General features: G+C 68.6%; 16 protein-coding genes and 2 pseudogenes. 12 read left to right on the top strand and 6 right to left on the bottom strand.

What is annotated here, in order from left to right:
* The first annotated feature begins 21 nt into the window (after positions 1–21).
* Positions 22–1,290 (top strand): YbfB/YjiJ family MFS transporter, encoded by a 1,269-nt coding sequence (locus Tther_RS05630; protein WP_143901769.1) that lies wholly within the window; start codon positions 22–24, stop codon positions 1,288–1,290.
* Positions 1,291–1,407: 117 nt separating this feature from the next.
* On the opposite strand, the gene Tther_RS05625 is transcribed toward Tther_RS05630, so the two are convergent.
* The 4 genes from Tther_RS05625 to Tther_RS05610 form a co-directional block, all read right to left on the bottom strand.
* Positions 1,408–2,397: a porin gene (locus tag Tther_RS05625; RefSeq protein WP_143901767.1), complete on the bottom strand. Its 990-nt coding sequence runs from the start codon at positions 2,395–2,397 to the stop codon at positions 1,408–1,410.
* 187 nt (positions 2,398–2,584) lie between these two features.
* A complete protein-coding gene (locus tag Tther_RS05620) occupies positions 2,585–3,556 on the bottom strand; it encodes a metallophosphoesterase (RefSeq protein ID WP_143901765.1) in 972 nt (323 codons plus the stop codon).
* Positions 3,557–3,634: 78 nt separating this feature from the next.
* Positions 3,635–5,548 (bottom strand): PhoX family protein, encoded by a 1,914-nt coding sequence (locus tag Tther_RS05615; RefSeq protein ID WP_143901763.1) that lies wholly within the window; start codon positions 5,546–5,548, stop codon positions 3,635–3,637.
* Between the two features lie 146 nt (positions 5,549–5,694).
* Positions 5,695–6,000, bottom strand: coding sequence for a hypothetical protein (locus Tther_RS05610; protein ID WP_143901761.1), 306 nt, complete (start codon positions 5,998–6,000; stop codon positions 5,695–5,697).
* Between the two features lie 156 nt (positions 6,001–6,156).
* Between Tther_RS05610 and Tther_RS05605 the strand changes: the two genes are divergently transcribed.
* Both Tther_RS05605 and Tther_RS05600 read left to right on the top strand, forming a co-directional pair.
* Positions 6,157–7,065: a LysR family transcriptional regulator gene (locus Tther_RS05605; RefSeq protein WP_143901759.1), complete on the top strand. Its 909-nt coding sequence runs from the start codon at positions 6,157–6,159 to the stop codon at positions 7,063–7,065.
* 111 nt (positions 7,066–7,176) lie between these two features.
* Complete coding sequence (locus tag Tther_RS05600) at positions 7,177–8,499, top strand: NAD(P)/FAD-dependent oxidoreductase (RefSeq protein ID WP_143901756.1); 1,323 nt, start codon at positions 7,177–7,179, stop codon at positions 8,497–8,499.
* A gap of 31 nt (positions 8,500–8,530) precedes the next feature.
* Here the strand turns inward: Tther_RS05600 and pdxR are convergent, their stop codons facing one another.
* Positions 8,531–10,012, bottom strand: a complete 1,482-nt coding sequence (pdxR, locus tag Tther_RS05595) for a MocR-like pyridoxine biosynthesis transcription factor PdxR (protein WP_143901823.1) — start codon at positions 10,010–10,012, stop codon at positions 8,531–8,533.
* Positions 10,013–10,125: 113 nt separating this feature from the next.
* On the opposite strand from pdxR, the gene Tther_RS05590 reads away from it, so the two are divergent.
* The 8 genes from Tther_RS05590 (at position 10,126) to Tther_RS05555 (ending at position 19,759) form a co-directional block, all read left to right on the top strand.
* Positions 10,126–10,941, top strand: a complete 816-nt coding sequence (locus tag Tther_RS05590) for a gamma-glutamyl-gamma-aminobutyrate hydrolase family protein (RefSeq protein ID WP_185975014.1) — start codon at positions 10,126–10,128, stop codon at positions 10,939–10,941.
* A 122-nt stretch (positions 10,942–11,063) separates the two neighbouring features.
* Positions 11,064–12,434 (top strand): glutamine synthetase family protein, encoded by a 1,371-nt coding sequence (locus Tther_RS05585; RefSeq protein ID WP_143901754.1) that lies wholly within the window; start codon positions 11,064–11,066, stop codon positions 12,432–12,434.
* Between the two features lie 31 nt (positions 12,435–12,465).
* Positions 12,466–13,896, top strand: a complete 1,431-nt coding sequence (locus Tther_RS05580; protein WP_143901752.1) for an aspartate aminotransferase family protein — start codon at positions 12,466–12,468, stop codon at positions 13,894–13,896.
* Positions 13,897–14,006: 110 nt separating this feature from the next.
* On the top strand, positions 14,007–15,173 hold the full coding sequence (locus Tther_RS05575; protein WP_143901750.1) for an extracellular solute-binding protein: 1,167 nt from the start codon (positions 14,007–14,009) through the stop codon (positions 15,171–15,173).
* Between the two features lie 121 nt (positions 15,174–15,294).
* On the top strand, positions 15,295–16,410 hold the full coding sequence (locus Tther_RS05570; protein WP_143901747.1) for an ABC transporter ATP-binding protein: 1,116 nt from the start codon (positions 15,295–15,297) through the stop codon (positions 16,408–16,410).
* 27 nt (positions 16,411–16,437) lie between these two features.
* Positions 16,438–17,361, top strand: a complete 924-nt coding sequence (locus Tther_RS05565) for an ABC transporter permease (RefSeq protein ID WP_143901745.1) — start codon at positions 16,438–16,440, stop codon at positions 17,359–17,361.
* Between the two features lie 12 nt (positions 17,362–17,373).
* Positions 17,374–18,234, top strand: a complete 861-nt coding sequence (locus tag Tther_RS05560) for an ABC transporter permease (protein ID WP_143901743.1) — start codon at positions 17,374–17,376, stop codon at positions 18,232–18,234.
* Between the two features lie 34 nt (positions 18,235–18,268).
* A complete protein-coding gene (locus Tther_RS05555; protein ID WP_143901741.1) occupies positions 18,269–19,759 on the top strand; it encodes an aldehyde dehydrogenase in 1,491 nt (496 codons plus the stop codon).
* A 79-nt stretch (positions 19,760–19,838) separates the two neighbouring features.
* On the opposite strand, the pseudogene Tther_RS13455 reads toward Tther_RS05555, so the two are convergent.
* Positions 19,839–20,237: pseudogene (locus Tther_RS13455) on the bottom strand (oxidoreductase); the annotation flags it as partial.
* On the opposite strand from Tther_RS13455, the pseudogene Tther_RS13450 reads away from it, so the two are divergent.
* A pseudogene (locus Tther_RS13450) lies at positions 20,238–20,346 on the top strand (oxidoreductase); the annotation flags it as partial. It abuts the pseudogene before it with no gap.

Genomic DNA, 20,346 nt, shown 5'->3' with positions numbered 1-20,346 from the left:
GGCGCGTCACAATGCGGAGCCATGTCGAGCATCGAGCAAGGATCCGCTTCTGGGCGACCGCTGCGCCAGGGGGTGGTGCTGGCGCTGTGGCTGTCGCTGGGCGCGGCGGTGTCGCTGGGCATCACGCGCTTTGCCTATGGGCTGCTGCTGCCGCCGATGCGCGCGGACCTGGGGTGGAGCTACGTGCTGGCCGGCGCCATGAACACCGCCAACGCCGTGGGCTATTTGGTGGGTGCGCTTACCGTGCCGGCGCTGATGCGGCGCTGGGGCGCGATGGCGGTGCTGCTGGGTGGGTCGGCGCTGGCGGCGCTGTTCATGGCGGGCAGCGGGTTTTTTACGGCGGATGCGCCGCTGCTGGCGCAGCGCTGGCTGGCCGGCATCACCAGCGCCTGGGTGTTCGTTGCCGGGGGCTTGCTGGCGGCGCGGCTGGGCAGCGTCTGGCCGCGGCACGCGGGGTTGCTGCTGGGCCTGTACTACGGCGGGGTGGGCAGTGGCATCGTGGTGTCGGCCCTGGCGGTACCGGTCCTGTTGGCCTGGGCCGCGCAGCGCCCGCACGCGTGGGCGTGGGCCTGGTGGGGGCTGGCCCTGGTCTGTCTGGTGGCAACGGCTGGCCTGGCCCATGTTCAGCGGGTCCTGGCGACCTTGGGGCTGGCGGGGCCCGCGCCGGCCGTGCCGCCATCACCGCCCGCATCGGGCGGGCCAACGTCCCCCGGCGCAGACCGGGCCCACCCCACCGGGGCGCTGCTGCGCGCGTTGGCGCCGGCGCTGTTGGGTTACCTGCTGTTTGGCGTGGGCTACATCGGCTACATGACGTTCGTCATTGCGCTGCTGCGCGAGCGCGGCACGCCGGCGGCGGACATCACGCTGTTTTATGCCTTGCTTGGGGTGGCGGTGGTGGCCTCTTCGCGCTTGTGGGCCGGTTTGCTCGATCGCCACCGCGATGGGCAGCCGCTGGCGCGGCTCAACGCCTTGCTTGGCGTGGCCACGGTGTTGCCGGCCCTCACCCACGCCTGGCCCATGGTGCTGGCGTCTGGCGTGTTGTTTGGCGCGGTGTTTTTGTCCGTGGTGGCCTCGACCACGGCGCTGGTGCGCCACAACCTGCCTGCGCACCGCTGGGCGGCGGGCATCAGCGCGTTCACCATCGTGTTTGCGGCGGGGCAAATCGTTGGGCCGACGGTCGTGGGCTGGATCGGCGACGCAGCGGGTGGGCTGGAGCGCGGTTTGTTGTTTTCGGCCCTGGCGCTGTGGCTGGGGGCCGCGTCGGCGTGGCGGCAGCGGGCGTTGGCGTAAACCGCCCGTGCGCCTTGGCCAGACGAAAAAACGGGCCGTGCGCAGACGGCCCGAAAGCGTTCCTTGGAGAGCAACCCAGGCGGCCCGTTCCCGCCCGGGTCGGCCGCGGCGCGGCGATCAGAAGTCGTGGCGCACGCCGACGGCGTACAGGCGCTCGTCCTTGGTCTTTTTGCCAGCGGCGTTTTTGACCTCGACATCACGCCAGCCGGCGTACAGGCGGGTGCGCTTGGACAGGCTGTAGGTCATGCCCAGCGCAAAGCCGTTGCCCTTGCCGTTCTTGGCGCCGCCCGCGGAGCTCTTCGTCTTGCTGTAGGCGTAGCCACCGGAGAACGCGAACGCGCCCATGGGCACCGTCACGCCAAAGGCGTACTCGGTGTCGTCGCCATTGGTGGCGTTGCCGTTGCGCTGGTTGATCGAGCCCGACACCGAGGCGGCGCCAAAGTCGTACATCGCGGCCAGCACGGTGTACTTGTCCTGCTTGCCTTTTTCGTTTTGGTGCGCCAGCGCCACCTCGAAGTCCTTGACCTTGTAGCCCACCTTGAGCGCGTACTGGTCGGCGGACTTGGTCGCGTCCTCGTCGAGCGCGTAGTCGATGCCGGCGTAAAAGCCGTTCATGTTGGGGCTGTAGTAGCTGATTTTGTTGTCAAAGCGCGAGGTGTAGTCGCCGCCCGACTTGAACACGCCGTTGCTGGAAGCGGTGAAGGCCGAGTCGAACACATCGCGGCTCTGGCCCAGGGCACGCACGTCGTCGTACACCGTGGTGCTGCGGCCGAGCTTGACCTCGCCGAAGCCACCCATCAGCGACAGGCTGGATTCGCCTTTGAAGTATGGGTCTTGCGACGCGCCGGTGTCGGCGTTGAAGCGGTTTTCCAGCTTGAAGGCCGCCTTCAGGCCGCCGCCCAGATCCTCGGTGCCGCGCAGGCCCCAGCGCGAGGTGGTCAGACCGCCCTCGCCGCCCTGGAACATCTGGGTGGTGGAGGTGTTCTTGACCTTGTCCTTGAGGTTGCCCACCGACAGGTCCACGCGACCGTACAGCGTGACGTTGGATTGGGCCAGGGCGGCCCCGGTGGCCATCAGGGCGGCCAGGGCGATCAGGGATTTTTTCATCGTCGGATTTCCTAGGGTTGAACCAGAAAGCGGCAGCCCCGGATGGGGGGCTGCAACCGGGGATGGGTGGCCCGGAGGGCCGAACCACAGGGGCTATTGCACCGGCCCCTGATGACGGTGATGTGAAGTCAATTCGTGATGACCCGAATGTTGTTCATAAACAACGTCATCGGGCTTCACACGCGCCTCAAGGCTGGGCGTCAAAGACCTGGATGGTCCACGGCTGCGACGACGCCGGATCGACGCTCACCTCCACCGCGCGCACGTCGGCCGCGCCCGGCACCTGCAGGCGTGTCAGGTTCAGCACCGGCTTTTTCTGGTGCTTGAAAGGGTTGTCGAACGCCAGCACGTGGCTGTCGCCGTGGATCAGCAACACCGGGCGGCCCCACTGCGCGGCCAGCGGCACCAGCGTGTCGCCGATGCTGGCGGCAAACCCTGAGTGGCGCGGGAACGTCTCCACCGGCTGCTGGTTGTCGAACGGGTCGGCCTGCATGGCCACCACCATGGCGCGCGCGTTGCGCTGCTGCGCCAGCTCGAAGGCGGCGCGCAGCCAGGCGACGTTGGCGCGGTCGCGCTCGAAAAACTCCGCCACGGCCTTGGGGTCGCGCGTCTCGAAGTTGTTGTTGCTGCCGACGATGTGCACGGCGACGAACAGCACGTCGCCGGCCCACCAGCGCTGGTTTTCCACATAGGGCGCGAAGGCGGGCATGGCGGTGGACTGGTTTTCCACCGCGATGGGCTGCTGGCCGAGCGATCGCCCGGGGGTGTAGAAGCGCTGGCGCAGCGTGGTTAAGCGCTCCAGCGGGTCGTAGCTGCCGTTGTTGGCGCGGTGGCAGTCGGTCCACTCGTTGTCGCCTGGGGTATAGACCACGGCACCGCGGTAGCGGCCAAAGTGCTCCAACTGGGCGGAAAACTCCTCGTCGCTGCACAGCGTGGAGCCGGCCTTGAAGTCGCCGACGTGGACGGTGAAGGCCGGCTGCAGCGCGTTGACGCGCTCGATCAGCGCGCGGTAGGGCGGATAGCTCTTGTCCGGCGGGCCGTAGGGCATGTCGCCCAGCGCGACGAAGCGCACGGTCTGGGCCGCGACGGTGCCGGCCAGCAGCAGGGCCGTGGCGGCGACGGCGCCGCGCCACGCCAGGGGCAAAAGGGGAAAACGCATGGGATCGGACTCCTCAACAAAACCGGCCCCGAGGGGCCGGCAGATCGGGGGCAGGCGGACCGGGTGTCCGCCCGGGGGTCACAGGCCGATGACGCCGCCGTCGTTTTTGGTGATGACGACGGTGGCCGAGCGCGGACGGCCGCCGTCCGGCCAGCGCGAGTACTTGGTCGGCGCGTCCGGGTCGCTGCGCTCGCTGGGGCTTTCGCCCGGGTGCTGGATGTTGATGAACATCGTGCGCAGGTCCGGCGTCATCGCGATGCCGGTGACCTCGCAGCCGCGCGGGCCGACCAGGAAGCGGCGGATCTCGCCCTTGGTCGGGTCGCAGGCCAGCATCTGGTTGTTGGGCAAGTTGGCATAGTCGCCCTTGCCCAGCGTCGAGGTGGACACGTCGGTCTGGATCCACAGCACGCCGCGCGGATCGACCCACAGGCCGTCCGGGCTGCCGAAGATATCGCCGCGGATGTTGCCCTTGGCCTCGGCGCGCGGCAGCGACGGATCGCCCGCCATCACGAAGTGGTTCCACGTGAAGCGGGTGGCGTCCAGGTCGCCGCTTTCCTTCCAGCGGATGATGTGGCCCATGGTGTTGTTCACGCGCGGGTTGGCCGCATCCGCACCGGGGCTCTTGTCGCGGCCGCGGTTGCTGTTGTTGGTCAGGGTGCAATAGACCTCTTTGCTGATCGGGTCCACGGCGGTCCATTCCGGGCGGTCCATCTTGGTGGCGCCCAGGGCATCGCTGGCTTGACGCGCCTGGATCAGCACTGCGCCCTGGTTGGCAAAGCCGTTGGCGGCCGTCAGCGGGCCTTGGCCATGCACCAGCGGCAGCCACTCACCGCTGCCGTCGGCGTTGAACTTGGCCACGTACAGCGTGCCGTGGTCGAGCAAATCGCGGTTGGCGGCAAAACCGCCCGGCTTGACGCGGTCGCGGCTGACGAACTTGTAGATGTACTCGAAGCGCGCGTCTTCGCCCATGTAGACGACGGCACGGCCATCGTCGGTCAGCGCCACCGCCGCACCCTCGTGCGCCGCGCGGCCCAGCGCGGTGCGCTTGATCGGCGTCATGGTCGGGTCCATCGGGTCGATTTCGACCACCCAGCCAAAACGGTTCGGTTCGTTGGGGTGCCGGGTGGCGTCGAAGCGCTCGTCGTACTCATGCCAGCGGTAGCCGGCGCCGCCTTTCTTGAGGCCCCAGCGCTTGCCGTGCGCGTCCGGGCTGTCCGGGCCGTGGAAGTAGCCGATGAAGTTTTCTTCGCAGGTCAGGTAGGTGCCCCAGGGCGTTTGGCCGTGCGCGCAGTTGTTGAGCGTGCCCAGCACCCGCGTGCCGCTCGGGTCGGCGGCGGTCTTCATCAGCGCATGGCCGGCGGCCGGGCCGCTGATCGTCATCGGCGTGGCCGCGGTGATGCGGCGCGCGTATTTCGACGGCAGCACCTGGCGCCAGCCGTTCGGGCCGGCTTCGACCTCGATGATGGACACGCCGTGCGCGGCTTGGGCCTTGCGCACCTTCTCGGCGCTCCAGGTCTTCATGCCATCCGGGTGCAGCAGCCCGTCGTCGGTGTACTCGTGGTTGATGGCCAGCAGGCCGCGGCGGCTGCCGTCGAGCGGGTAGTAGGCAAGGCCATCATGGTGCATGCCGGCCTGAAGCGCTTGCTCGTCGGCGGTGTTGGAGCCGTCGGTCTTGAACGCGGGCATCTTGCCGGCAATGCCCACTGGGTCGCCCCAGCGGTTGAGCACGCGCGCAGTGTAGCCCGGCGGCACCAGCACCTCGTCCACGTCGCGCATCGGAACGCTTGCAAAGCCGATGCCGCGGCCGAGCGAGGCCGCCTGCGACGAACCGGTGCTGGCGCAGCCCGCCAGCAGGCTGCCGCCAAACAGCGCAGCGGTGGCGCTGGCCAGCGCGCCGCGCACGAAAATGCGCCGTGCGGGATCCGACACCTCGTGGATGGTCGGGTTGGCGCTGCGGTTGGAGTCTTCCATCAGGTCGAAGTCTTTGGCCATGGTGAGTCGTGGGAGGTGAACCAGGGAGGCCACGATCGTCGGCCGAGGGCGTGACAAACCCATGACAAAGCCTCCGCGAACGGAGGCTTTGGGTGGGTCGGGCGTGTGGGCCAGGCGTGCAGGCCCGGCCCGGTGACGTGCTGTCCTCAACGGCATTCGGGCAGCGGATAGCGGCCGGGGAAGACGTCTTTGTAGGTGCGGCCGGTTTCACCGTCGAACAGCAGCTCGCCACGGCAGCGGGCGGCTTCCAGTTCCGCCATCACCTCGGCGCGCGTGCGACCTTCGGCCTTGGGGGTTGCGCTGGCGGTGCGCGCCGGTGCGCTGGCGTTGGCGGCAGCCATGTCCACGGACGAGAATTCGCCCGAGGCGACCGGGAAGCCCGCGGCCGAAGCAGCCGTTGCGCTGGCGAGCAGGGCAGCACCCAACAGAGTGGCAAAAGACAAGCGGTTCATGATCATTTCCTTTCGTTGAAGCAGTGCGTGGTTTGCAGATTCGGGGCTGTCGTCGCAGCCCGTGAGACGAACTGTACTGATCAACGTCGTGCCGATAAACCGCTTGAAGTGCAATAAACTGTTGCGGTAAATGAAACAAACATCGACAATATCCCCATGGACCGACTGCACTGCCTGCGCGCCTTTCAAACCGTCGTCGATGCGGGCGGCTTCGCTGCGGCCGCCCGGGTGCTCGACGTCTCGGCTGCCAGCGTCACGCGCATGGTGGCCGAGCTCGAGGCGCAACTGGGCGTGCGCCTGCTGCAGCGCACCACGCGCCGCGTGGTGTTGACCGACGAGGGCGCGGCCTATCTGGACCGGGTGCGGCGCATCCTGGCCGACCTGGACGAGGCCGACGCGCTGGTGAGCCAGCGCAGCCACACCGTCTCGGGCGTGTTGCGGGTGCTGGCCACCCCGGTGCTGGCCAGCGTGCTGGTGGCGCCCATCGTGCCGCGCTTGACCGCGCAACATGCCGCGTTGCGTGTCGAAGTCGATGTCGAGAGCTACGCCATCCCGTCGGTGGAGGAGCACGACGTCGCGCTGTTCGCGGTCGAAGGGGTGGTCGATACCGGCTTGATCGCGCGCCGCATCGCCAGTGGGGTGAGCGCGCTGGTGGCCGCGCCGGCCTATGTGCGCCGTATGGGGGCACCCAGCCACCCAGACGAGCTGGTGCGCCACCACTGCTTGCGCTACCGTCCCCCGGGGCAGCACGCCCACGCGTGGACGCTGTGGCCACCCGACCGCCCGGAGCAGAAGGTGCGCGTGGCGGTCGAGCCGCGCGCGTGCAGCAACCACCTGGAAGCGCTGCTGCGCATGGCGCTCGACGGGGGCGGCATTGTGTCGGTGTCGCTCGACCTGGTGGCGCAGCGCCTGGCCAGCGGGGAGCTCGAGCGCGTGCTCGATGGCTGGGTCACCGACCACTGGTCGCTGTACGCGGCGCTGCCAAGCCGGCGCCACCTGCCGGCACGCACCCGCGCCTTCCTCGACGAGCTGGCGCGCCAGACGGCCGCGCTGCTGCACACCTGAACTGAGCCGTGTGCGGGCGCGCGCTGGCGCCGCGCACGCGGGCGCGATTGGCACCCTGGGACAAGCCTGTATGGGCTATGGTACGGTGCCATTGCTTGCCTTGGTCACGCCATGCTGCGCCCTTCCCTTTTGCGTTCCGACACCCAGCTCAACGCCGACAGCTACTACGAGGCGAGTGTGACGCGTCCGCCGGCGCAGCCCGCGCTTGCGGGCCGGCAGCGTGCCGACGTGGTGGTGGTGGGTGGCGGCTTTGCCGGCCTGAGCGCGGCGCTGGAGCTGGCCGAGCGCGGCCGGCGCGTGGTGCTGCTGGAAGCCGAGCGCATCGGGGCCGGCGCCAGCGGGCGCAACGGCGGCCAGGCCATCGTCGGCTATGCCAGTGGCATGGCCCCGTTCGAGGCGCAGCTGGGCCGGGCAGCGGCGCGCATGGCCTGGGAGCTGTCGCTGGAGGCGGTGCGGCTGATTGACGAGCGCATCGCGCGCCACGGCATCGACTGCGACCGTGTGCATGGCTACCTGTACGTGGCCGACCGCCCGCGCAAGGCGCGCGCGCTGCGGGCCGAGATGGACGCGCTGGCGCGCGACTACGGCCTGGCCAGTACCTGGGCCGAAGGTGCCGAGGTGCGCCGCCACATCGACAGCCCGCGCTACGTGGCCGCGGCCTACGAGACCGTCTCCGGCCACCTGCACCCACTCAAATACGCGCTGGGGCTGGCGCGCGCAGCCCAGGCGGCCGGGGCCGTGTTGCACGAACACAGCCCGGTGCGCCGGCTGCAGCGCCTGCCCGATGGCGTGCGCGTGGACACCGACGCTGGCACCGTGGAGGCGGACTTTGCCGTCGTCGCGGGCAACTGCACGCTGCCCGAGCACGGCCCCGGTGTGCTGGCCGACATCCACCCGCGCATCATGCCGGTGGGCACGTACATCCTGGCCACCGAACCCCTGCCGCGCGCGCTGGCGTCCACCCTGATCCCCAGCCGGGCGGCGGTGTGCGACAACAACGTCGTGCTGGACTATTTTCGCCTCAGCGCGGACGACCGGTTGCTGTTTGGCGGGCGCGTGAGCTACACCACCATGACGCCGCGGCACCTGCGCGACACCCTGCTGCGGCGCCTGTGCGCGGTCTTTCCCCAGCTCACCGGCGTGCAGGCGATGCATGTGTGGGGCGGCTTCGTGGACATCACGATGAACCGCGCGCCGGATTTTGGCCGCGTGGGGCACCACATCTACTACCTGCAGGGCTTCAGCGGCCACGGCGTGGCCCTGACCGGGCTGGCCGGCCGCCTGGTGGCCGAAGCCATCACGGCCCAGTCCGAGCGCTTTGACCTTTTTGCGCGGCTGCGCCACCGCGACTTTCCCGGCGGGCCGTGGCTGCGCACCCCGGTGCTGGCCCTGGGCATGGCGTGGCACCGCTGGCGCGACGCGCTGGGCAGCTAAACCCTGCCCCCAGGCGCGCACCGCGCGCGGGCTAGCGCAGCGCCTGCTGCACCACGGCCACGATGCGGCGCGCGCACGGCTCGATGAGCTGGGGCTGCGCGTAGCCGTAGCCGATGAGCAGCCCGCGCAGATCACGCCGCTGCAGGCAATAGGCCGACAACGGCCGCACCGAGATGCCTTCGGCGGCCAGTTGCTCGGCGATGGCGCGGTCGTCCACCGAAAGCGGCAGCCGCAGACACAGGTGCAGCCCCTGGGCGGCGCCGGTGAGCTGGACCTGGCCGGTGTGCAACAGCGGCTCGAGCGCCTGCAGCAGCTGCGCGCGCCGCGCGGCGTAGGTCTGGCGCGTGCGGCGCAGGGCGGCGGCAAAATGGCCCATCTCGATGAACTCGGCCAGGGCCGCCTGCAGCGGCAATTGGCCCGGGCGGTAGAGGTCGTAGTGCGCCTGCCGGAAGGCGTCCACCAGCGCGCGCGGCGCCACCAGGTAGCCGAGCTTGAGCCCGGGGTAGAGCACCTTGGAAAACGTGCCCAGGTAGCACACGCGGCCGTCGTCGTCCAGGCCGCTGAGCGACGCGATCGGTGCGCCGTCGAAGCGGAATTCGCTGTCGTAGTCGTCCTCCAGGATCCAGGCGTTGGCGCGGGCGGCGGCGGCCAGCAGCGCCTGGCGGCGCACCAAGGGCATCACCACGCCGCTGGGGTACTGGTGCGACGGCGTCACGTAGATGAGCCGCGGTGCCGTCCCGCTGGCTGCCGCGGGGTCGACGCCGTCGCCATCCACCGGCACCGGCTGCAGCTGCAGGCCGCACGCGGTCAAGGCCTTGATCGCGCCCCAGTAGGCGGGGTCCTCGATCCACACCGCATCGCCCGCGTCGGCCAGCAACTGCGCGCACAGCTCCAGCGACTGCTGCGTGCCGGTGGTGATGAGCACCTGCTCGGGGTCGAGCCGCACGCTGCGCGAGACGCGCAGGTAGTCGGCCACGGCGCGCCGCAGCGGCCCGTAGCCGCCCGAGGTGGTGTAGTCCAGCATCTCGGGCCGGGCGTTGCGCCAGTGGCGGTTTTGCAGCCGCTGCCACAGCGCCACCGGAAAGGCGCTGAAGTCCGCCGGGCCGGGCGTGAAAGGCTGGATTTCCAGCGCGCACGCACCGTAGCGCTCGACCAGCACCCGCCCGCGCCCCGACAGCCCGGGCAGACGCGTTGTGCCGGCGTGCGCGCGCGGGCGGGCGCCCATGCCAGCGTGGGGCAGCTGCTCATGCACATAGGTGCCGCTGCCGACGCGACTGACCAGGTAGCCCTCGGCGCCCAACTGTTCGAGCGCGGCGACCACGGTGTTGCGCGACAGGTGCAGGTCTTGTGCCAGCTCGCGGCTCGACGGCAGGCGATCGCCCGCCGACAGCCGGCCCTCGAGCATCGCGCGCCGCAGCGCCTCGTAGAGCCGGCGGTTGAGCGGCAACCCCGAGCCCGGTCCGGCCGGGCCGTCGGGCCGCGCCATCTCCGTGAGCACGTAATCGGCCAGCAGCGTGGAGGATTGCGTCATCGAAAGCCATCCTTGTCCCCCGTCAAGTGGCACCATGCGGTGGGGGCAAATGGCACCCATTGTGCACCCAATCGACCGCCAGAATGGGTCCAACCATGTCGGTCGCCTCTGCCACCCCCCTCGTTTGGATGCCCGCCGACCACCGCCTGCTGGGCGAGACGGTGCACGCGCAACCCTACCTGATCCTGGGGGACAAATACGCCCGTGCCGTCAAGGTGGGCGCGCAGGCCCAGCCGGTGATGTTTCCGCTGGCCGATGCCAGCGAGGTCGCGCGGCTGCTGGCGCTGGTCGATGGTGTCGTGCTGACCGGCTCGCCCTCCAACGTGCACCCGCGTCACTTTGGCGAGCCGGTGGCCGACCCGTCGCTGCCGCTGGACGAGGCGCGCGACGAGGTGACGCTGGCCGTGGTGCGGCAGGCCCTGGCCGAGGGTGTGCCGCTGCTGGGCATTTGCCGCGGTTTTCAGGAAATCAACGTCGCCCTGGGCGGCAGCCTGCACCAGGCGGTGCACGCCCTGCCCGGCTACCTGGACCACCGCGAGCCCAAAAGCGCGCCGCTCGACGAACAATACGCGCCGCGGCACGAGGTGACGCTGCAGCCCGACAGCCTGTTGCACCGGCTGGCGCGCGGCGCGCCCAGCGTGCGCGTCAATTCGCTGCACGGCCAGGGCATCCGGCGCCTTGCGCCCGGCTTGCGTGCCGTGGCCCATGCGCCCGATGGCCTGATCGAGGCGGTCGAATTCGAGCAGGCCCGCGCCTTTGCCTTGGCCGTGCAGTGGCACCCGGAGTGGCGCTGCTGGGAGGATGCGCTGTCCAGTGCCATATTTGAGGCCTTTGGCCAGGCGCTGCGCCAGCGGCGCGCGCGCCGCGAGGCCGAGGCGCGCGCCTTTGCCGCCGCCCCCGAATTCCCTTAGGCTGTTCTGTGCGCCGGGTCTTGGTGCGTGGCCGCGCCCGCAGCCAGCATGACCGGGCAACCCCCGTGGGCGTCGCCAGCCGTGCCGGCCGTGGCGCCTCCTTCCGGGCAACGGAGCAACCCATGAGCAGTTCCAAACACCTCAAATCTTTCAACGATCTCGAACAGTGGCTCAACGAACGGCGGGTCACCGAAGTCGAGTGCCTGGTGCCCGACCTGACCGGTGTCGCGCGCGGCAAGATCCTGCCGCGCGAAAAATTCACCGAAGACCGCGGCATGCGGCTGCCGCAGGCCATCGTGGCCATGAGCGTGACCGGCGAGCAGCCCAAAAGCGGGCCGTACTACGACGTCATCGAGCCCACCGACCGCGACATGCAGCTGCGCCCCGACCCCACCACGGCGCGCATCGTGCCCTGGGCCAGCGACCCCACGGCCCAGGTCATCCACGACTGTTTCGACCACAGCGGCAAGCTCATTCCCTACGCGCCGCGCAGCGTGCTGCGCCACGTCTGCGGTCTGTACGAGGCCATGGGCCTGGAGCCGGTGGTGGCGCCGGAGCTCGAGTTCTACCTGACCGCGCGCAACACCGACCCCAACACGCTGCTGCACCCGCCCATCGGCCGCAGCGGCCGCGCCGAAACCTCGCGCCAGGCCTACTCCATCGACGCGGTCAACGAATTCGACCCCCTGTTCGAGGAGATCTACGACTGCTGCGAAAAGATGGAGCTCAACGTGGACACCCTGATCCACGAAGTGGGCGCCGGGCAGATGGAGATCAATTTCTTCCACTCCCACCCGCTGGCGCTGGCCGACGAGGTGTTTTTGTTCAAGCGCACCGTGCGCGAGGCCGCGCTGCGCCACGACATGTACGCCACCTTCATGGCCAAGCCGATCGCCGGCGAGCCAGGCAGTGCGATGCACATCCACCAAAGCATCGTCGACAAGGCCACCGGCCGCAACCTCTTCAGCAACGAGGACGGCTCGCCCTCGGAGGCCTTCTACCACTACATCGGCGGGCTGCAGCGCTACATCCCGGCGGCCATGGCGTTGGTGGCACCCTACGTCAACAGCTACCGGCGGCTGGCGCGTCACACCGCCGCGCCCATCAACATCGAATGGGGCCACGACAACCGCACGGTGGGCATCCGCTCGCCCATCGCGCCGCCGCAGGCGCGCCGGGTGGAAAACCGCGTCATCGGCGCCGACGCCAACCCCTACGTGGCCATGGCCATGACGCTGGCCTGCGGCTACCTGGGCCTGGTCAACAAGATCAAGCCCAAGCCGGAGATGCGCGGCGACGCCTATTTGTCGCCCTACGCGCTGCCACGCAGCCTGGGCGAAGCGCTGGACTGGCTGCGCCGCGAGCCCGACCTGCACCACGTGCTGGGTGAGGAGTTCATCACCATCTACACCGAGATCAAGGAACTCGAGTTCGAAGAGTTCATGAAAGTCATCTCGCCCTGGGAGCGTGAGCACCTGCTGCTGCACGTCTGACCTGCCCGAGACCGCCCCGAGGAGCCCGCCCATGAACGCCCCCGCCGACCGCTTTCCCTCCCCGAGCGCGCACACGCGCGCGCTGCAGGCGCTGGACAGCGCGCATTTTTTGCATCCCTTTACCGACCACCAGGCGCTGGCGGCCAAGGGCGCGCGCGTCATCACCCGCGCCGAGGGCATCTACGTGTGGGACTCCGAAGGCCACCGCATTCTGGATGGCATGAGCGGGCTGTGGTGCGTCAACGCCGGCTATGGGCGGCGTGAGCTGGCCGAGGCCGCTTACCGCCAAATGCTGGAGCTGCCCTTTTACAACGCGTTTTTTCAGACCACCACCGAGCCGGCCGTGCGCCTGGCCCAGCGCCTGACCGCGTTGGCCCCGCCGGTCAACGGGCGGCGCTTTTCGCACGTCTTTTTCACCAGCAGCGGCTCGGAGGCCAACGACACCAACGTGCGGCTGGTGCGCCGCTATTGGGACCTGATGGGCCAGCCCCAGCGCAAGGTCATCATCAGCCGCTGGAACGCCTACCACGGCTCCACCGTCGCCGCCGCCTCGCTGGGTGGCATGGCCGGCATGCACGCGCAGGGGGATTTGCCCATCCCCGGCATCGTGCACATCGAGCAGCCCTACTACTGGCAGCACCGGCGCAGCGACGAGACGCCGGCGGCGTTTGGCCTGCGCGCCGCGCGCTGGCTGGAAGAAAAAATCCTCGAGGTCGGCCCGGAACGCGTGGCGGCCTTCATTGCCGAACCCGTGCAGGGTGCGGGTGGCGTCATCATCCCGCCCGAGACCTACTGGCCCGAGGTCCAGCGCATCGTCGACAAGTACGGCATTTTGCTGATTTCCGACGAGGTGATCTGCGCCTTTGGCCGCCTGGGCCACTGGTTTGCCTACGAGCGCTTTGGCACCCAGCCCGATCTGGTGACGTTTGCCAAGGCGGTCACCAGCGGCTACATCCCCTTGGGCGGCGTCCTGGTCAACGAGCGCGTGGCGCGCGTGCTCATCGAAGGGGGGGAGTTCACCCACGGCTACACCTACAGCGGCCACCCGGTCGCGTGCGCGGTGGCGCTGGCCAACCTGGACCTGATGGCGCGCGAGCACCTGCCCGAGCGCGTGCGGCACGACACCGGCCCCTATTTGGCGCAGCGCTTTGCCGAGCTGACCGACCACCCGCTGGTGGGGGTGGCCGAGACCTGCGGCTTCGTCGCCGGCCTCATTTTGGTGCGTGACAAGGCCACGCTGGCACCGTTCCCGGAGGAGTGGGCGGTGGGCATGACCTGCCGCGCGCACTGCTTCGATACCGGCGTGGTCATGCGCGCCGTGGGCGACCGCATGATCATCGCGCCGCCGCTGGTCATGACGCGCGCCGACATCGACGACATGATTGCGCTGATTCGCCGCGCGCTCGACGCCACATGGGCGGATTTGCGACAACAGGGCAAAACCGCGCCGGGGGTGTCCTAGAATCTGCCACGAGCATCTTGGGGCGTCGTGGTGGGTCCGTCCGCACCGGCCTGATGGTTGCTTGGCAATCCCAATCTCCAAAAACCCTCGATCCCGATAGGAGTGTGGACATGAAAAAGCGCTTGTTGGCCCTGGCCCTGGCCGCCGCTTTCGTTGCCGGCTGCGGCAAGAAAGAAGAACCCGTCGCCCAGCCCGCCCCTGCCCCGGCCCCCGCGGTCGCCCAAGCCCCGGCCGGTCCCGTGCTCGACGACGAGAAAGTCCTCAACATCTACAACTGGCCCGACTACATCCCCGAGGGCATGCTCGAAGCGTTCGAGAAAGAGACCGGCATCAAGGTCAACTACGACACCTTCGAGACCAACGAGGCCCTGCACGCCAAGCTGGTGGCGGGCAACACCGGCTACGACATCGTCGTGCCCGGCAGCGTGTTTGCCAAGCCGCAAATCGAAGCCGGCCTGTTCCAGCCGCTGGACAAGGCCAAGATCCCCAACTACGGCAACCTCGACAGCGCCGTGATGAAGGTGCTCGATCGCGTCGACCCGGGCAACCAATACCTGGTGCCCTGGGGCTGGAGCTTTACCACCGTCGGCATCAACAAGCAAAAGGTGGAAAAGGCGCTGGGCGGCATGCCCATGCCCGACAACGCCTGGGACCTGGTGTTCAACCCCAAGTACACCGCCAAGGTCAAGTCCTGCGGCATCGCCTACCTGGACTCGCCCACCGAAATCATCCCGGTGGCGCTGCACTACATCGGCAAGGACGCCTACTCCAATGATCCGGCCGACTACAAGGCCGCGGTGGACATGCTACTCAAGGTGCGCAAGGACATCCGGATCTTCAGCTCCACCATGATCGACGACATCGCCAGCGGCAAGGCCTGCGCGGTCATCGGCTGGGCGGGCGACATCAACATCGCTGCCAGCCGCGCCGCCGAAACCGGCTCCAAGGACGAAATCGTCGCGCTGCTGCCCGCCACCGGTGCGCTGGCGTTCTTCGACACCATGGCCATCCTCAAGGACGCCAAGCACCCCAACAACGCGCACGCGTTCATCAACTTCTTCCTCAAGCCCGAAAACGCCGCCGCCATGGCCAACGAAATGGGCTACAACACCGGCAACACCCAGGGCCGCGACCAGATGAAGCCCGAGGTGGTCAACAACCCTTCGATCTTCCCGCCGGCCGACTACATGCCCAAGCTCATCCAGCCCAGCAGCTTCACGAACGAGGCGCGCGAGGCGATGGCGTCGGCCTACAACGCGTTCAAGCGCGGCAAGTGATGCCGGGCGGTGTCCTCCCGCACCGCCGATGACCCCCGGGCTGTTCGTGCCACCGTGTATGAACAGCCCGTTTTGTTTGTCTGTAGGCCACCGTGGCCGACCTGCAGGAGTGTGAACCGTCATGGCTGAAGCTCCCCGTGCTCCAGGCGAGCAGGAGAACTACCTGGTCACCGAAAAGCTCGTCAAGCGCTTTGACGAGGCGGTGGCCGTCGACGAGGTGTCGCTGTCCGTGCGCCGCGGCGAGATCTTTGCGCTGCTGGGCAGCTCCGGGTGCGGCAAATCGACGCTGCTGCGCATGCTCGCCGGCTTCGAGACGCCCACCTCGGGCCGCATTCTGTTGGGGGGGCAGGATGTGGCGGGCCTGCCGCCCTACGAGCGCCCGGTCAACATGATGTTCCAGAGCTACGCGCTCTTTCCGCACCTGGACATTTGGGAAAACGTCGCCTTTGGGCTGCGGCGCGAGGGTCTGCCCAAGGCCGAAATCGCCAAGCGCGTCGATGACATGCTGGCGCTGGTGCAGCTCACCGCCTACGCCAAGCGCAAGCCGCACCAGCTCTCCGGCGGCCAGCAGCAGCGCGTGGCGCTGGCGCGCAGCCTGGCCAAGCGTCCCAAGCTGCTGTTGCTGGACGAGCCGCTGGGCGCGCTGGACAAAAAGCTGCGCGAGCAGACCCAGTTCGAGCTGGTCAACATCATCGAGCAGGTGGGCGTGACCTGCGTCATGGTCACGCACGACCAGGAAGAGGCCATGACCATGGCCAGCCGCATCGCCGTCATGAGCAAGGGCCGGGTGCTGCAGGTCGGCACGCCGCAGGAGATGTACGAATTTCCGGCCAACCGCTTCGTGGCCGACTTCATCGGCAGCGTCAACCTGTTCGACGGCACGCTCAGCATCGACGAGCCCGACCATTGCGCCGTCGATGCCGCGGTCGGGCGCATCCACGTCGGCCACGGCACCACGGGCACCGTGGGCATGCCGCTGTGCGTGGCCGTGCGGCCCGAGAAGATCGACATCGCCAAAACCCGCCCGGAAGGGGTGCCCTGCAACCTGTTCCAGGGCCGGGTCAAGGAAATCGCCTACTTCGGCTCGTACAACAGCTACATCGTCGTCACCGCCTCGGGCCAAAAGATACGCATCACCGAGGCCAATACCTCGCGCCACGACCTCTCCGACATCACCTGGGACGATGAGGTGTGGTTTTGGTGGAGCGACACCGCCGGCGTCGTGCTGCGCGACTGACGCCGCCCCCGTTGCTGGAGAACCGCGATGGCCCCCGCCCCCGCCCCCGGTTGGCTGTCCGTGCCGGGACGCCGCTTCGTCATTGCCGTGCCGTTTGCATGGCTGACGGTGTTTTTTCTGCTGCCGTTTCTGATCCTCCTCTACATCAGCTTCGTGGACATGGGCGACGGCATCGACCCGTTCCGACCCCTGTGGGACGCCTCGGCCGGCGTGCTGCGCCTGAAGTACGAGAACTACTGGACCATCTTCAAGGCCGAATGGGACGGCCCACTGTTTCAGACGCTCTACATCGAGGCCTATGTGCGCTCGCTGCTGTATGCGGGCATCACCGCCACGCTGTGCCTGCTGATCGGCTACCCGTTTGCGTACTTCATCGCGCGCAGCCCGGCGTCGGTGCGGCCGGCGCTGCTGCTGCTGGTGATGCTGCCGTTTTGGACCTCGTTTTTGCTGCGCGTCTATGCCTGGAAGGGCATCCTGGCCGACGCCGGCATCCTCAACCGCGCGCTCATGGCCATCGGCCTCATCGACGAGCCGCTGCACCTGCTCTACACCAACGTGTCGATGCTGGTGGGCATGACCTATGTGTACCTGCCCTTCATGGTGCTGCCGCTCTACGCCAACCTGGTCAAGCTGGATTGGCGGCTGCTGGAGGCCGCCTACGACCTGGGCGCCACGCCGTGGCGCGCGTTTTGGCTGGTGACCGTGCCGCTGTCCAAGGCAGGCATCATCGCCGGCTTCATGCTGGTGTTCATCCCGTCGGTGGGTGAGTTCGTCATCCCGTCGCTGCTGGGCGGCCCGGAAAACCTCATGATCGGTCGCGTGGTGTGGGACGAGATGTTTGCCGCCAACAACTGGCCGCGCGCGGCGGCGCTGGCGGTGGTCATGATCGGCCTGATCGTCGTGCCGCTGGCCATCTACTACCGCTACAGCGGTGAGCGCACCGCTGCCTGAACCGGAGGCCCCATGAAATCCCTGCTCACGCGCCACTTTGGCAAGGGCTGGATGCTGCTGGTCTATGCCTTTTTGTACGCGCCGCTGCTGTTCATGATCGTCTTTTCGTTCAACAGCACGCGCCAGGATGCGGTCTTTACCGGGTTTTCGCTGCGCTGGTACGAGGCGCTGCTGAGCGACACCAAGATCGTCAACGGCTTTTTCATCTCGCTCAAAGTGGCGCTGACCACCGGGGCGCTGTCGGCCGTGCTGGGGACGTTTGCCGCCTTCGTGCTGGTGCGCTACCGGCGCTTTTGGGGGCGCACCGTGTTTTCCGGCATGGTCAACGCCCCGCTGGTGATGCCCGAGGTCATCATCGGCTTGTCGCTGCTGCTGCTCATGGTGGGGGCGCAAAACGTGTTCGGCTGGCCCGAGCGCGGCATGCTCACCATCATCCTGGGCCACACGCTCATGGGCATGGCCTACGCGATGGTGGTGGTGCAGTCGCGCCTGCTGGAGATGGACCGCCGCATCGAGGAGGCGGCGATGGACCTGGGCGCGCGGCCGCACCAGGTGTTCTTCCTCGTGACGCTGCCCAACATTGCGCAGGCGGTGGTGGCGGCTTTTTTGCTCTCGTTCACCTTGTCGTTCGACGATGTGGTGATTTCGGAATTCCTCTCCGGCCCGGGCGTCAACACGCTGCCGCAGGTCATCTTTGGCTACGCGCGCCGCGGCATCAACCCCACCATTTATGCGGCGGCCACGATACTGATCACGGTCGTGACCCTGGTGGTGGTCGGCTACGCCACCTGGGTGGCGCGCAGCACGCGCCGGCGCGAGCGCGAAATCGCCGCCGCGCTGCGCGCCGACACCCCGGCACTGACCGGACGTTGAACGGCCCCTTATCCCCAACCCCAGGACCTTGCCCATGACCAGCGCCACCCCCGACCTGTCCACCCTGTCCCTGGATGGCCGCGCCGTCATCGACGGCCGCCGCGTCGATGCCGCCGATGGCCGCACCTTCGACTGCCTCTCGCCGGTCGATGGCCGGCTGCTCACGCGCGTGGCGCGCGGCGGGCCGGCCGACATCGACGCCGCCGTGGCCGCCGCCCGCGCGGCGTTCGAGGACCGGCGCTGGGCCGGCATGGCGCCGGCGGCGCGCAAGCGCGTGCTCATCCGTTTTGCCGAGCGGATCCTGGCGCACGGCGACGAGCTGGCGCTGATCGAAACCCTGGACATGGGCAAGCCGCTGCGCTACGCCCGGGGCGTGGACGTCAACAGCGCCGCCAACTGCATCCGCTGGTATGGCGAGGCGGTGGACAAGGTCTATGACCAGATCGCGCCCACGCCGCAAACCGCGCTGGCGCTCATCACACGCGAGCCGGTGGGGGTGGTGGGCGTGATCGTGCCCTGGAACTACCCGATGATCATGGCGGCGTGGAAGATCGCCCCTGCCTTGGCCGCAGGCAATTCGGTGGTGCTCAAGCCCAGCGAAAAGTCGCCGCTGAGCGCGCTGCGGCTGGCCGAGCTGGCGCTGGAAGCGGGCATTCCGCCGGGCGTCTTCAACGTCGTGCCCGGCTTTGGGCCGGAGGCGGGCAGCGCGCTGGCCCTGCACATGGACGTGGACTGCATTGCCTTTACCGGCAGCACGCGCGTGGGCAAGCAAATCCATGTCATGGCGGGGCAGAGCAACCTCAAGCGCGCCTGGACCGAGCTCGGCGGCAAGTCGCCCAACATCGTCTTTGCCGACTGCCCGGATCTGGACCGCGCGGTCGAGGCCGCCGTGGGCAGCATCTTCTTCAACCAGGGCGAAAGCTGCAACGCCCCCTCGCGCCTGTTCGTCGAAGCGTCGATCAAGGACGCCTTTTTGGACAAGGCGCTGGCCCTGGTGCCGCGCTACCAGCCGGCCAATCCGCTCGACCGCAACACCGTCATGGGCGCGATCGTCGATCGCATCCAGCTCGACACCGTGTTGCGCTACATCGAACAAGGCCAGGCCGAAGGGGCGCGGCTGCTCGCCGGCGGGCAGGCCGTCGAGCCCGTGCCCGGCGGGTGCTACGTGCAGCCCACCGTCTTCGATGGCGTGACCAACGACATGACGATCGCGCGCGAGGAGATCTTCGGCCCCGTGCTGTCGGTCATCACCTTCACCGACATCGCCGACGTGGTGCGGCAGGCCAACGCCAGCATCTACGGCCTGCAGGCGGCGGTGTGGACCCGCGATCTCAACAAGGCGCACGGCGTGGCGCGCGCGCTGCGCGCCGGCACCGTGCACGTCAACCAGTACGACGAGGACGACATCACCGTGCCGTTTGGCGGCTTCAAGCAAAGCGGCATCGGGCGCGACAAGTCGCTGCACGCCTTCGACAAATACACCGAGCTCAAGACCACCTGGATCCGCATCGACAGCCCGCTGTGAGGCGCCAGCGCGGTGCCAGCGGGCTGGCGCCGGCGCGCGGCACCGCGCGTGTCGGCGGGCGTGTGGCGCAGCGGCCCCCTCAGGCCGCAAACGGGTAGTCGGTGTAGCCGGCCGCCCCGCCGCCGTAGAGCGTGGCGCGGTCCAGGGGGTTGAGGGGCAGACCCTCGCGCAAGCGCCGGGTCAGGTCCGGGTTGGCGATGAACGGGCGGCCAAACGCCACCAGATCGGCGCCGTTGGCCAAGGCGTGCTCGGCCAGCGCGCGGTCGTAGCCGTTGTTGACCATCCAGGCCCCTGTCCCGCCGGCGTCGCGGTAAGCGCGGCGCAGCGCCGCGTAGTCAAACGGCTGCGGCCCCTGCTGGTGGTCGCGCGGGCCGCCCGTTTGCCCCTCGATCACGTGCACATAGGCCAAGCCCAGCGGCGCCAGCCGGCGCACCACGTGGTCGAACAGCGGTTGCGGCTCGTCGTCGTGCGCGTCGTTGACGGCTACCTGTTGGACCAATTTTTGCGTCGCGGCAGCAACCAGCGCACCGACGCCTACGGTGGGCCGATCGAGCACCGCGCCCGCCTGCTGGAGGAGGTGATGGCCG

It is taken from the genome of Tepidimonas thermarum (genome assembly GCF_007556705.1).
In the GTDB taxonomy this organism is placed as follows: Bacteria; Pseudomonadota; Gammaproteobacteria; order Burkholderiales; family Burkholderiaceae_C; genus Tepidimonas; species Tepidimonas thermarum.
Note: the sequence above shows the minus strand (reverse complement) of the source record. Positions and strands in the feature narration are given on the sequence as shown.